Source organism: Ferrovibrio sp. GW821-FHT12F09 (assembly GCF_058806775.1).
Genome location: NZ_JBXAPZ010000002.1, coordinates 1134874 through 1147777, shown reverse-complemented (window position 1 = coordinate 1147777; position 12904 = coordinate 1134874). Strand labels below are relative to the sequence as shown.

General features: G+C 63.5%; 10 protein-coding genes. 3 read left to right on the top strand and 7 right to left on the bottom strand.

The features are described from left to right. Positions 1–56: 56 nt before the first annotated feature. From AC1ROB_RS18600 to AC1ROB_RS18570, 7 genes are all read right to left on the bottom strand, one after another. Positions 57–2186, bottom strand: a complete 2130-nt coding sequence (locus AC1ROB_RS18600) for a 3-hydroxyacyl-CoA dehydrogenase NAD-binding domain-containing protein (protein ID WP_492969620.1) — start codon at positions 2184–2186, stop codon at positions 57–59. A 26-nt stretch (positions 2187–2212) separates the two neighbouring features. Next, positions 2213–3421, bottom strand: a complete 1209-nt coding sequence (locus AC1ROB_RS18595) for an acetyl-CoA C-acetyltransferase (protein WP_492969621.1) — start codon at positions 3419–3421, stop codon at positions 2213–2215. A 41-nt stretch (positions 3422–3462) separates the two neighbouring features. Continuing rightward, positions 3463–4611 (bottom strand): acyl-CoA dehydrogenase family protein, encoded by a 1149-nt coding sequence (locus tag AC1ROB_RS18590; RefSeq protein WP_492969622.1) that lies wholly within the window; start codon positions 4609–4611, stop codon positions 3463–3465. Positions 4612–4665: 54 nt separating this feature from the next. Then, a complete protein-coding gene (locus AC1ROB_RS18585) occupies positions 4666–6459 on the bottom strand; it encodes an acyl-CoA dehydrogenase C-terminal domain-containing protein (protein WP_492969623.1) in 1794 nt (597 codons plus the stop codon). Between the two features lie 23 nt (positions 6460–6482). Beyond that, positions 6483–8801 carry a 3-hydroxyacyl-CoA dehydrogenase/enoyl-CoA hydratase family protein gene (locus AC1ROB_RS18580; RefSeq protein ID WP_492969624.1) on the bottom strand — a complete coding sequence of 773 codons (2319 nt, stop codon included), beginning with the start codon at positions 8799–8801 and terminating at the stop codon, positions 6483–6485. A 22-nt stretch (positions 8802–8823) separates the two neighbouring features. Further along, on the bottom strand, positions 8824–9960 hold the full coding sequence (locus AC1ROB_RS18575; RefSeq protein ID WP_492970757.1) for a thiolase family protein: 1137 nt from the start codon (positions 9958–9960) through the stop codon (positions 8824–8826). 96 nt (positions 9961–10056) lie between these two features. Then, positions 10057–10509 (bottom strand): MerR family transcriptional regulator, encoded by a 453-nt coding sequence (locus AC1ROB_RS18570; protein WP_492969625.1) that lies wholly within the window; start codon positions 10507–10509, stop codon positions 10057–10059. Between the two features lie 164 nt (positions 10510–10673). Between AC1ROB_RS18570 and AC1ROB_RS18565 the strand changes: the two genes are divergently transcribed. The 3 genes from AC1ROB_RS18565 (at position 10674) to AC1ROB_RS18555 (ending at position 12835) form a co-directional block, all read left to right on the top strand. Beyond that, positions 10674–11039, top strand: coding sequence for an Mpo1-like protein (locus AC1ROB_RS18565; protein ID WP_492969626.1), 366 nt, complete (start codon positions 10674–10676; stop codon positions 11037–11039). A 102-nt stretch (positions 11040–11141) separates the two neighbouring features. Further along, entirely contained in the window at positions 11142–12065 is a 924-nt protein-coding gene (locus AC1ROB_RS18560; RefSeq protein WP_492969627.1) for a sulfite exporter TauE/SafE family protein, read from the top strand. Further along, positions 12062–12835, top strand: a complete 774-nt coding sequence (locus tag AC1ROB_RS18555; RefSeq protein WP_492969628.1) for a TIGR02186 family protein — start codon at positions 12062–12064, stop codon at positions 12833–12835. The genes AC1ROB_RS18560 and AC1ROB_RS18555 overlap by 4 nt, the downstream gene beginning before the upstream one ends. The last annotated feature ends 69 nt before the right edge of the window (positions 12836–12904 follow it).

Sequence of the window (12904 nt, the reverse complement as noted above, 5' to 3'; positions counted from 1 at the left end):
ACAGTCAAAAAAAGGGCCGGAGAGATCCGGCCCTTTTCATGTGGCTGTGTTGCAGATCAGGCGGCGTAGAAGCTCTTGCCGCCAGCTGCCATGTCACGCAGCAGCTTGGGCGGCGTGAAGCGGGCGCCATGCTTCTGCGCCAGCTGGTCGCATTCGGCGACAAACGGCTGCACGCCGACAGTGTCGATATTGCTGATCGTACCGCCACGGAAGGGCGGGAAGCCCCAACCCATGATCGAGCCGACATCGGCATCACGGACGTCGATGATGACGTTTTCCTCGACGCAGCGGGCGGTCTCGACCGACTGGATATAGACCATGCGCTTGATCACATCGGCCAGCGCCGGCTGCTCGGCCTTGACCGGGAACTGCTCGGCGAGGCCGGACCACAGCTTCTTCTTGCCGTCGGCCGGATACTCGTAAAAGCCCTTGCCGGCCTTCTTGCCCAGACGGCTGAGCTTTTCCACCATCAGCGTCAGCACCGGGGCCGAGCCATCGGGCTTGTAAGCCGCGCCGAGGTCCTTCTGCGTCTGGGCGCGGACGCGATGCATCAGCTCCAGCGACACTTCGTCGGCCAGGGCCAGCGGACCGACCGGCATGCCGGCGGCCTTGCCGGCATTCTCGATCAGCGCCGGGGCGACACCCTCGGCCAGCAGGGTCAGGCCTTCGTTCACATAGGTGGCGAAGACGCGGCTGGTGTAGAAGCCGCGGCTGTCATTGACGACAATCGGCGTCTTGCGAATCTTCTTCACGAAGTCCATGGCGCGCGCCAGGGTCTCGTCGGAAGTCTGCTTGCCGCGGATGATCTCCACCAGCGGCATCTTGTCGACCGGCGAGAAGAAATGCAGGCCGATGAAGTTGGTCGGCCGGCTGCTGGCTTCGGCCAGGCCGCTGATCGGCAGCGTCGAGGTGTTGGAGGCGAAGATGGCGGTCGGTGCGATCTGTGCCTCGGCCTTCTTGGTCACGTCGGCCTTAATAGCGCGGTCCTCGAACACCGCCTCGATCACCATGTCGCAGCCCTTGAGGTCGTCATAAGACGTCGTGGCCGTGATCAGACCGAGCTGCTTCTCCTTGTCGGCCTCGCTGGCTTTCCTGGCCTTGACGCGCTTGTCGAGCAGGCCGGCAGTATAGGCCTTGCCCTTGTCGGCCGACTCCTGCGTGCTGTCCAGCAGCACGACCTGGAGGCCGGCCGATGAGGCGGAGTAGGCGATGCCCGCACCCATCATGCCTGCGCCGAGGATGCCGATCTTGGTATAGGCCTGCGTCGGCACGTTCTTCGGGCGATTGGCCAGCTTGTTGGCGTCGCCGATCGAGAAGAACAGCGAGCGGATCATGTTGCGCGCTTCCTTCGACTGCGTGCAGGCGACGAAATAGCGGCTTTCGATCTTCAGGCCGGTATCGATATCGACCAGCATGCCCTCATAGACGCAGGACATGATGTATTGCGCATTGGGATAGTTGCCGAGCGTCTTGGCGCGCAGCATGGCATTGCCGGCGGTGAAGATCTGCGCACCCTTGGGCGTGTTGGCGGCTTCCGGCACGCGGAAGCCCTTCTGATCCCAGGGTTTCACATGACCGGCCTGGCCCTCGGCCAGGATCCAGGCCTTGGCACGGGCGAGCAGTTCTGCGGGCGCGACGACCTCGTCGACCATGCCGAGCGCCAGGGCGGCCTTGGGATCGACCTTCTTGCCTTCCAGCATCATGGGGAGCGCCTTGGACACGCCGATCAGGCGCGGCAGGCGCTGGGTACCGCCGGCACCCGGCAGCAGCCCGATGGTGGCTTCCGGCAGGCCGATCAGCGCTTTCGGATTATCGGCGGCGATGCGGCGATGGCAGGACAGGCATATCTCGTAGCCGCCGCCCAGCGCCGTACCGTTCATGGCGGCGACGAAGGGCTTGCCGGCCTTTTCGATGTCGCGGAACAGCTTCTGCAGGCCGAAGCTGTTCTGCAGCGCCTGGGCCGCATCTTTGCTTTCCTTCAGCAGGTTGGTCAGGTCGGCGCCGGCGACAAAGTCGTTCTTCGCCGAGGTGACGATCACACCCTTCACGGCCTTGTCGCCAATCGCCTTGTAGACCGCCTCGCGGAAGGCGGCGAGGCTGTCGCCGTTCATCACGTTCATCGGCCGGTCGGCCATGTTCCAGGTAATGGAGGCGACGCCGTCGCCGTCAACGCTATAGTCGATCATGTTTCTGCCCTGATCCTGTATGGCGCTTAGACGCGCTCGATGATGGTGGCGGTGCCCATGCCGGCGCCGACGCAGAGCGTGACCAGCGCCGTGCTCTTGCCGGTACGCTCCAGTTCGTCGACCATAGTGCCCAGGATCATTGCGCCGGTAGCACCCAGCGGATGACCCAGCGCGATGGCGCCGCCATTCACGTTGATCTTGTCATGCGGGATATTCAGCGCCTGCATGAAGCGCAGCACCACCGAGGCGAAGGCCTCGTTCAGCTCGTAGAGGTCGATATCCGAGGGCTTCATGCCGGCCAGCCGCAGTGCCTTTTCGGCGGCAAACGAAGGTCCGGTCAGCATGATGGTCGGCTCCGAGCCGATGGAGGCGAAGCTGCGGATGCGGGCGCGCGGCTTCAGGCCGGATGCCTTGCCGGCTTCCTTGTTGCCGATCAGCACGGCGGCGGCGCCGTCGACGATGCCGGATGAATTGCCGGCATGATGCACATGCTCGATGCGCTCGACCTCGGGGTAGCGCTGGGTGGCGACGGAATCGAAGCCGAACTGCTCGCCCATCACGGCGAAGGACGGATCGAGCGAAGCCAGGGTCTGCATGGTGGTTTCGGGGCGCAGATGCTCGTCGCGGTCGAGAATCGTCAGGCCGTTGATGTCCTTGACCGGAATGATCGACTTCTTGAAGCGGCCTTCGTCCCAGGAGCGCTTGGCGCGCTTCTGGCTTTCAACCGCGTAAGAATCGACATCGTCGCGGCTGAAGCCGTATTTGGTGGCGATCAGGTCGGCCGAGATGCCCTGCGGCACGAAATAGGTCGAGATCGCCACGGCCGGATCGGTGGCCCAGGCGCCGCCATCGGAACCCATCGGCACGCGGCTCATGCTTTCGACGCCGCCGCCAATCGCCATCTGCGACTGGCCGGACATGACCTGTGCGGCCGCCATGTTGCAGGCCTCCAGACCGGAGGCGCAGAAGCGGTTGATCTGCACGCCGGCGGTGGTCTCGGCATAACCGGACTGGATCACGGCGACGCGGGCGATATCGGCGCCTTGTTCGCCCACCGGCATGACGCAGCCCAGCACCACGTCGTCCACGAGCGAGGTGTCGAGCTCGTTGCGGTCCCGCACGGCTTCCAGGGCCGTGGTGGCGAGGCGCATCGGGGTCACTTCATGCAGGGCGCCGCTGGCGCGGCCCTTGCCGCGCGGCGTGCGCACGGCGTCATAGATGAAGGCTTCGGTCATGGTTTCTCTCCCTGGGCTTGTTATTCCGCCGGATTCCCGGATTACAAAGTACGGCTGATCAGTTCCTTCATGATTTCGTTGGTGCCGCCATAGATGCGCTGCACGCGGGCATCGGCATAGGCGCGGGTGATCGGATATTCCCACATGAAGCCGTAGCCACCGAACAGCTGCAGGCAGCGGTCGAGCAGCTTGCACTGCAGGTCGCTGCACCAGTATTTCGCCATCGCCGCGGTGGCCGGGTCCAGCTTGTGCTGGGCGACCAGTTCGATGCACTTGTCGACAAAGACGCGGGCGATCTGGGTTTCGGTCTTCAGCTCGGCCAGCTCGAACTTGGTGTTCTGGAAATCGATGACCGACTTGCCGAAAGCCTTGCGCTCGCGGGTGTAGTCGATGGTCCATTTCAAGGCGCCCTCGCAGCCGGCCACCGCCATGATGGCGATCTGCAGCCGCTCCCAGGCCAGTTCCTGCATCAGGTAGAAGAAGCCCTGGCCTTCGCCGCCCAGCATGTTTTCCGGCGGCACGCGCACATCGGAGAAGAACAGCTCCGAGGTATCCTGAGCCTTCATGCCCAGCTTTTCCAGGTTGCGGCCCTTGGTGAAACCCTCGCGGCCGGCTTCCACCAGGAACAGCGTGGTGCCCTTGGCGCCTTCCTTCGGGTTGGTCTTGGTCACCACAATCACAAGGTCGGCATTCTGGCCGTTGGTGATGAAGGTCTTTTGGCCATTGATGACGTATTCGTTGCCGTCCTTGATCGCGGTGGTCTTCACGGCCTGCAGGTCGCTGCCGCCGCTCGGCTCGGTCATGGCGATGGCGCCGATCACCTCGCCGGTGGCCATCTTGGGCAGCCACTTTTTTTTCTGCTCTTCCGAACCATAGGCGAGGATATAGGGCGCGACGATGTCGGAATGCAGCGAGAAGCCCGGGCCAGTGCAGCCGGTACAGGCCTGCTCTTCCATCAGGATGGCGGAATAGAGCCGGTCGACGCCCGAGCCGCCGTATTCCTCCGGCATGGTGGCGCAGAGGAAGCCGTTCTCGCCGGCCTTGCGCCAGATTTCCTTCGGCACCACGCCGTCTTCTTCCCATTTGGCGTGATTGGGGATGACTTCGCGCTCAAAGAACTTGCGCGCCGCCTCGCGGAACATCTGATGATCTTCCGTGTAGATGCTCCGCGGGATGCCGTATTCGGTCATTCTCGTTATTTCCTCCGGCTAGACTTGGGCCATGCACTGCACGGCTAGTCCTGTTTAGAAATTGGCGGCCTTCAGCATCATGGTGCTTTCCGAGCCGGCCTGGATCTTGGCCAGCTGTGCCGCCGTATCGGGCAGCATGCGCTCCATGAAGAAGCGGGCGGTGATCAGCTTGGTCTCGTAGAAATCCTTGTCCTCGGCGCCCTCGGCCAGCTTCTGCTTGGCCACCTGGGCCATGCGGGCCCACATGAAGCCGAGCGTGACCAGAGCGAAGAGGTTGAGGTAATCCCACGAGGCCGCGCCGGCCTCGTCGGGGTTCTTCAGGCCGCGTTCGCTGACCACGGCGGTGGCGGTCTGCAGGCGGGCAAAGGCCTTGGCCAGCGGCATGACGAAATCCTTGCCGATGCCGGGATTCATCATGTTCTCTTCGATGAAGCTTGAGACGGGGTGGAAGAAGCGGCGGGCGAGGCGGCCGATACCGGTCGGCAGCTTGCGGCCGACCAGGTCGAGCGCCTGGATGCCATTGGCGCCTTCATAGATCATGGCAATGCGGGCATCGCGCACGAACTGCTCCATGCCCCATTCGGCGATATAGCCGTGGCCGCCATAGACCTGCTGGGCCATGGTTGCGCACTGGTAGCCGTAATCGGTCATGTAGGCCTTCACCATCGGCGTCAGGAAGGCGACCAGATCGTCGGCCTCCTGGCGGCGCTCCTCATCGGGATGCTTGGCGGCGATGTCCAACTCGATGCCGGTCCACAGCGCCAGCGCGCGGCTGCCCTCGACGAAAGCCTTGATGGTCAGCAGCATGCGCCGGATGTCGGGATGCACGATGATCGGATCGGCCGGCTTTTCCGGATTCTTGGTGCCGGTGATCGAACGGCCCTGGAGCCGGTCATTGGCATAGGTGAGTGCGTTCTGGTAGGCGACCTCGGCCTGGGAGAGGCCCTGTACGCCGACGCCGAGGCGGGCGGCGTTCATCATCACGAACATCGCCTGCATGCCCTTGTGCATCTTGCCGACCAGCCAGCCCTTGGCATTGTCGTAGTTCAGCACGCAGGTGGAGTTGCCGTGGATGCCCATCTTGTGTTCGATCGAGCCGCAGGAGACGCCGTTGCGGGCACCCAGCGAGCCATCGGCATTGACCAGGAATTTCGGCACCACGAAGAGGCTGACGCCCTTGATGCCTTCCGGGCCGCCCGGAATCTTGGCCAGCACCAGATGGATGATGTTTTCGGCCATGTCATGTTCGCCGGCCGAGATGAAGATCTTGGTGCCGGTGATCAGGTAGCTGCCGTCCGCCTGCGGCTCGGCCTTGGTGCGCATCAGGCCCAGATCAGTGCCGCAATGGGGCTCGGTCAGGTTCATGGTGCCGGTCCATTTGCCGGACGCCATGTTGGGCAGATACGTGTCCTTCTGCTCTTCCGAGCCATGCCGCAGCAGCGCCTCGTAGGCGCCATGGGTCAGGCCGGGATACATGGCAAAGGCCATGTTGGCCGAAGACTGGATTTCTGCCATGGCGATGCCCAGCACATGGGGCAGGCCCTGGCCGCCGTATTTTTCCTCGGCGGTCAGCGCGCCCCAGCCGGCCTCGCAATACTTCTCATAGGCGGCCTTGAAGCCGGTCGGCGTGGTGACCACGCCGTTGTCCCATTTGCAGCCTTCCAGATCGCCAACGCGGTTCAGCGGCGCGGTGACCTCGCTCATGAACTTGCCGCCTTCTTCCAGCACGGCATCGATCACATCGCGGCTGGCATCGGTGAAGCCCAGCAGGTTGCTCATCTTTTCCATCTGCAGCACATCGTGCAGCACGAACTGGAAGTCCTTGATCGGGGCGGTATAGCTCGGCATGGCCTGTCTCCCTCAATCCCTGCTTAATTGCGCAGGGGCTTGCCCTTGGTGAGCATATGTTCGATGCGGTCCAGCGTGGCGTTGGTCTTGATCAGCGCCATGAAGTTCTCGCGTTCCAGCTCCAGCAGCTTCTTCTCGGTCACCACTTCGGTGATGTCGGTGTTGCCGCCCGAGACCACATTGGCCAGCGCGCCGGAGACAACGACATCATGCTTGGTGGCCTTGCCCTGCTGGGCGAAGCCTTCGACGGCCAGGCTCATCGCTGCCTTGGCCGTGGGGCCGGGCAGGCTGATCTCCACCGGCACCGGCGGCTTGTAGTCTTCCGCCAGCTTCAGCGCCTTGGCTTTGGCATCGGCCAGCAGGCGACGACGGTTCATGGTGATGCCGTCGCTGTCGCGCAGGATCAGCATGTCGCGGGCTTCCATCGCCGAGGTCGCAACCTTGGCGGTCGAGATCGCCTCGAACACCTGGGCCAGGGCCGGCATCGGACCGCCGGGGCGACGCTTGTTGGTGATGGCGCGGGTGATCAGCTCCTTGCAGCCGCCCCAGCCCGGGATGACGCCGACGCCCACTTCCACCAGACCCATATAGCTTTCGGCATGGGCCTGAATGGCGGAGGAATGCAGCGTGATCTCGCAACCGCCGCCCAGCGCCATGCCGGCGACCGCCGACACGACCGGGAAGGGCGCGTATTTCAGCTTCATATAGGCGTCCTGGCCTTCGCTGATGCCCTGCTCGATGGCGGGCCACATGGCGATATTGGCCTGGAACAAGGCAATGCCGACATTGGCGCCGACCGAGAAGTTGTCGGCGTCATGGCCGATGATCAGGGCCTTGAAGCCCTTCTTGTCGATTTTGCCGGCTTCCTTGACCATGGCGATGATGTCGGCATCCACCGCATTCATCTTGGTGTGGAATTCCAGGCAGGCGACGCCGTCGCCCACATCCCACAGGCTGGCACCCTTGTTCGATGAAATCGGCTGCTTGCCGCGCTTCTTGTCGGCCAGCATCCAGGCATCGGGCGCCACCACGATCTCGGCATAGTCGCCCGACGGCATCAGGCGATAGGCCTTGTCGCCCTCTTCCTTGTAGAAGGGGCGGCCGGCGGCAATTTCCACCATCTTCGGGATCGGCAGACCGGAGGCCTTCAGCTTGTCGGCAAACCACTGGGTGCCGAGCTGGTCGATCTGCTGGTAGGGGCCGTATTTCCAGGCATAGCCGGTCTTCATCGCGGTATCGACGGCGGCGATGTCGTCAACGATCTCCGGGACCAGGTCGGCGGCATAGGACAGCACGCGGCTCAGCACGCCCCAGGCATACTGGCCGCCCTTGTCGGGGTGTTCGACCAGCGCGCGCAGGCCCTTGCGAGCCACCTTGGCGGATTCGAGATTGGCGCGGATGCTGGCGCGGAATTCACCGGTCTTGAGATCGAGCGCTTCCTTGCCGCGGGCGCGGTAGAAGCCGCCCTTGCCCTTGCGGCCGGTATAGCCGTCCTTGATCAGCTTCTGCATCAGGGCGTTCAGCGGGTGATCCGCCTTGTAGAACTGATGCAGCGGATCGGTCTTGGGCAGGGTCTTCAGCATCGAACCGACCACATAGGGGCCGAGGTCGATGCCGGTGAGGTCGGCCAGACCGAAGATGCCGGTCTTGGGCACGCCCATCGGCTTGCCGACGATGCTGTCGGCTTCCTCGACGGTGAGGCCGAGGTCATAGGCCAGCGCGGTGGCCACCGTGGACCAGTAGATGCCGATGCGGTTGGCGATGAAGCCGGGACGATCCTTGCAGTCGACCACTTCCTTACCGAGCTTGACGTCGCCGAACTGGCGCAGCGATTCCACCACGTCGGTCTTGGTCTTCGGACCCTTCACCAGTTCGAACAGCCGCATGTAGCGCGGCGGGTTGAAGAAATGCGTGACGGCGAAATCGGCGGCGAAGCTTTCCGGCAGGCCTTCGGTCAGCAGGTCGAGCGGGATCGTCGAGGTATTCGAAGTGACGATCGAACCCTTCTTGCGCTTCTGCTCAAGCTGGGCGTAGAGCTTCCGCTTCAGCTCGACATTCTCGATGATCGCCTCGCAGATCCAATCCACGTCGGCCAGCTTGTCGAGGTCGTCTTCCAGATTGCCCGGGGTGACCAGCTTGGCCACGCGCGGATGCATGAACGGCGCTGGCTTGGTCTTCAGCATCTTCTCGATGGCGCCCTTGGCCAGCGCGCTGCGGTCATTGGCACCCTGCGGCACGATATCCAGCAGGATGACGGGGATGCCGGCATTGGCGACATGGGCGGCAATGCCGGACCCCATCACACCGGCGCCGATCACCGCGACTTTCTTGATCTCGGTCATGATCTGACTGCTCCGGTGCGACTTAGACGGCTTCCAGAACGGTGGCGATGCCCTGACCGCCGCCGATGCACTGGGTGGCCAGCGCGAACTGCTTGCCTTCACGCTTCAGCAGCGACGCGGCCTTGCCGGTGATGCGTGCACCGGTGGCGCCCATCGGATGACCTAAGGCGATGGCGCCGCCGTCCAGATTGACCTTCTTCATGTCGTATTTGGCTTCGGCGACGCAGGCGAGCGCCTGGGCGCCGAAGGCTTCGTTCAGTTCGATGATGTCGATATCGCCGAGCTTCAGCCCGGCGCGCTCCAGCGCCTTCTTGGTGGCCGGCACCGGACCGATGCCCATCATCTCCGGCGCACAGCCGGCGACAGCCACCGACTTGATGCGGGCCAGGACCTTGAGGCCATGGGCTTTGGCGAAATCTTCCGAGCAGACCAGCGTGGCGGACGCGCCATCGGTCAGCGGTGACGAGGTGCCGGCAGTGACGGTGCCCTTCTCATCAAAAGCCGGATTGAGGCCGGCGAGGCCTTCCGCCGTGGTCTCCGGGCGGATGCAGCCGTCGAGTTCGACGCGGTTGTTGCCGTCGACGATGGCGACGATCTCGTCCTTCAGCTTGCCGGCCTTCTGGGCCGCCAGCGCCTTGGCATGGCTTTCGACAGCCATCTGTTCCTGGGCCTTGCGGTCGATGCCGTATTTCTTGGCCAGATTTTCCGCGGTGATGCCCATGGAGACATAGGCCTGCGGATATTCCTTCAGCAGGGTCGGGTTGGGCAGGGTGTTGAAGCCACCCATCGGCACGCGGGTCATGCTTTCGACGCCGGCGCAGATGAAGGCCTCGCCGGCGTTCATCTGGATGGCGCCGGCAGCCTGATGGATGCTCTGCATGGACGAACCGCAGAAGCGGTTCACCGTGGTGCCGGCCGCATCCTGCGGGATGCCGGCCAGGAAGCTGATCAGGCGGGCGACGTTCAGGCCCTGCTCGCCCTCAGGGAAGGCGCAGCCGACAATCACGTCCTCGATGGCTTTGGGGTCGACGCCGGTGCGCTCGATCAGGGCCTTGATCACCTGCGCGGTCAGGTCGTCGGGGCGAACCTTGGCCAGCGCGCCCTTGCGGGCCAGCGTGAAGGGCGAGCGGGCGTAGCCGGCAATCACCACGTTGCGCATCATGACGGAGTCTCCTTCGAGAACGGACAGACGTTTATCTGGTTATAAAAAGGCGGACGGGAAGAGACGGTGGCGCCGGAATGCGGCGCCACCCGCTTATTCGGCGACGGCAGCCAGGTCCTGCATGCGGCCATGCACGAAATCCTTGAAGGTGACGGCGGCCGGGCGGTCGCGGTTCAGCTTCAGGAAATCGTCCAGGATGCGGACATCCTGCTTCAGCTGCGTGATGGCGTCGTCGATATCCTTGCGCTGGAGTTCCAGGGCGGACAGGCGGTCGCGCGAACGCTTCAGCGTCAGGGTCAGTTGTTCGACGCGGCCATCGCCCAGGTCGTAGAGGTCGATCATCTCGCGGATTTCGGCCAAGCTGAAGCCCAGGCGCTTGCCACGCAGGATCAGCAGCAGGCGGGCGCGGTCGCGCTTCGCATAGACCCGCATCATGCCCTGACGGGACGGATGCAGCAGCCCCTTGTCCTCATAGAAGCGGATGGCGCGCGCAGTGACTTTGAATTCGTGCGCCAGATCGGTGATCGTGTAGGTTATATCCGACACGGCAGGCCCTCCCTAAAGGCTCAAATTTTGATCGGGTCGAGTCTTAGTTTACGCTTACGTCAACGTCAACTCGAATCTCGTTCGTAGGCAAATGTTGAATTAATTACCGGAAATCCGGCAAATATGGCAAAAGCCATAGGCTGGCAATTATGGAGGAAACAACAATGTCCGACAATCGGATATCTACCTATGCGGAGTTCTGGCCCTTCTATCTGCGGGAGCATGCCAAGCCGGTCACCCGGGCCTGGCACTACTTCGGCACCACCCTGGCGCTGGCCAGCCTGGCCGCCCTGATCCTGACCGGCCAGTGGTACTGGCTGGTGGGCGCCCTGCTGATCGGCTACGGCCCGGCCTGGATCGGACATTTCTTCGTCGAGAAGAATAAACCGGCCAGTTTCAAATACCCGCTCTGGTCCTTCATTTCGGACTTCCGCATGTATTTCGCCTTCCTGTCCGGCGGCATCGGCCGCGAGCTGGAACGGGCCGGCGTGTCCGTGGCGGGGCCGGCAACGGCCTCTGCGGCAAAATAACAGACGCAACAAAATCGCAACGATAACCGTGCCACTTTGCTAAAAGGCTTCTAAGCTGGCCTGCCAAGCCGGTCGCGCGTTCGTCAGGGTCTTTCGACAATTATGCAGATCTACCTCCCCATCGCCGAGCTTTCGGTCAGCATCTGGCTGCTGCTCGGGCTCGGCGGGGCGGTGGGTTATCTCTCTGGCCTGTTCGGCGTCGGCGGTGGCTTCCTGCTCACGCCCATGCTGATCTTCATCGGCGTGCCGCCCCCGGTGGCGGTGGCCACCTCGGCCAACCAGGTGGTGGCGGCCAGCGTTTCGGCGGTCTACGCTCACTGGCGCAAGGACAATGTCGATTTCAAGATGGGCGGCGTGCTGCTGGTCGGCGGCCTCATCGGGTCCAGTTTCGGTGCCTATCTCTTCACCGTGCTCAAGCGCCTCGGCCAGCTCGATGCGGTGATCGCGCTGTCTTACGTCATCATCCTCGGCACCATCGGCAGCATGATGCTGACCGAAAGCATTCGGGCGCTGCGGGCCAAGCCGAGCAGCAAGCCGCCGGTGCGACGCAAGCGGCTGAACGATCATCCACTGATCCGCGCGCTGCCGTTCAAGATGCGGTTCCGCAAGTCGCAGCTCTATATCAGCATGCTGCTGCCACTGGTGCTCGGCGTCCTGGTCGGCATTCTGGCGGCCATCATGGGCGTGGGCGCCGGCTTCCTGCTGGTGCCGGCGATGATCTACCTGCTCGGCATGCCCACCGCCATCGTTGTTGGCACCTCGCTGTTCCAGATCATCTTCGTCACCGCCAATGTGACCATGCTGCATGCCATCACCACCCAAACGGTGGATGTGACGCTGGCGCTGCTTTTGCTGGTGGGCTCGGTGATCGGGGCGCAATACGGCGTGCGCCATGGGGCGCGCCTGCGTGGCGAACAGATCCGCGGCCTGCTGGCCGCCCTGGTGCTGGCCGTCGCCATTGCGCTTGCCATCGAACTGATCCTGCCGCCCGATGACCAGTTCTTCCTTGAGGCGGGGCCACGATGACGCGGCTGCTGCTGGTCCTGCTGCTGCTGTTCGGCGCCGGAAAAGCCCTGGCGCAGGCGACGCCGAACGCACCGCGCGGCCCGGCGCCGGCCGATGCGCCGCTGATTACCGACCTGTCATCGCATCTGATCGCCATCACCTCCAGCTTCACCGGCACGGAACTGCTGCTGTTCGGCGCCATCGATGAACCCGGCGAGGTGATTGTGGTGGTGCGCGGCCCCACCGCCACCTCGGTGGTGCGGCGCAAGCGGCCGACGCTCGGCCTGTGGCTGACACGGCGCTCGGAGAGCTTTGACAACGTGCCGTCCTATTATGCGGTGGCGACCAGCAAGCCGCTGGACCAGATCGCGCCGCGCAGCCTGTTGCAGCGCCTGCAGATCGGCACCGGCAATCTGCGCTTCCGCTATCTCGGCCTGCGTCGCGGCGAAACCATCGGCGATTACGAGAAATCCATCGTGCGTCTGAAAATCCGCGACGGGCTCTATCGCGAGAATATCGGCGCCATCGATTTCCTGGGCCCAAAGCTGTTCCGCACCGAAATCAGCTTTCCCTCCACCGTGCCGGTCGGCACCTACCAGACCGAAGTCTATCTGGTGCGCGACGAACGCATCGTTGCCGCGCAGTCGACGCCGCTGTTCATCGACAAGCAGGGCATCGAGCAGGAGGTCTATGATTTCTCGCGCACCGAGCCGGCGGTCTACGGCCTGGTCGCCGTGCTGCTGGCAGTGTTTTCCGGCTGGCTCGCGGCGATTGCGTTCCGGCGCGGGTGAGGGCGAAGTTTTTTCCTGTCCGTCTTGCGCCTGTGCCTGATTGTGCCAAGCTGGCGCCAGACCTTTTGG

Bases quoted from the DNA above. Each gene is read 5' to 3' on its own strand.
- AC1ROB_RS18600 (WP_492969620.1), bottom strand. From the start codon at position 2,186: ATGATCGACTATAGCGTTGACGGCGACGGCGTCGCCTCCATTACCTGG.
- AC1ROB_RS18595 (WP_492969621.1), bottom strand. From the start codon at position 3,421: ATGACCGAAGCCTTCATCTATGACGCCGTGCGCACGCCGCGCGGCAAG.
- AC1ROB_RS18590 (WP_492969622.1), bottom strand. From the start codon at position 4,611: ATGACCGAATACGGCATCCCGCGGAGCATCTACACGGAAGATCATCAG.
- AC1ROB_RS18585 (WP_492969623.1), bottom strand. From the start codon at position 6,459: ATGCCGAGCTATACCGCCCCGATCAAGGACTTCCAGTTCGTGCTGCAC.
- AC1ROB_RS18580 (WP_492969624.1), bottom strand. From the start codon at position 8,801: ATGACCGAGATCAAGAAAGTCGCGGTGATCGGCGCCGGTGTGATGGGG.
- AC1ROB_RS18575 (WP_492970757.1), bottom strand. From the start codon at position 9,960: ATGCGCAACGTGGTGATTGCCGGCTACGCCCGCTCGCCCTTCACGCTG.
- AC1ROB_RS18565 (WP_492969626.1), top strand. From the start codon at position 10,674: ATGTCCGACAATCGGATATCTACCTATGCGGAGTTCTGGCCCTTCTAT.
- AC1ROB_RS18560 (WP_492969627.1), top strand. From the start codon at position 11,142: ATGCAGATCTACCTCCCCATCGCCGAGCTTTCGGTCAGCATCTGGCTG.
- AC1ROB_RS18555 (WP_492969628.1), top strand. From the start codon at position 12,062: ATGACGCGGCTGCTGCTGGTCCTGCTGCTGCTGTTCGGCGCCGGAAAA.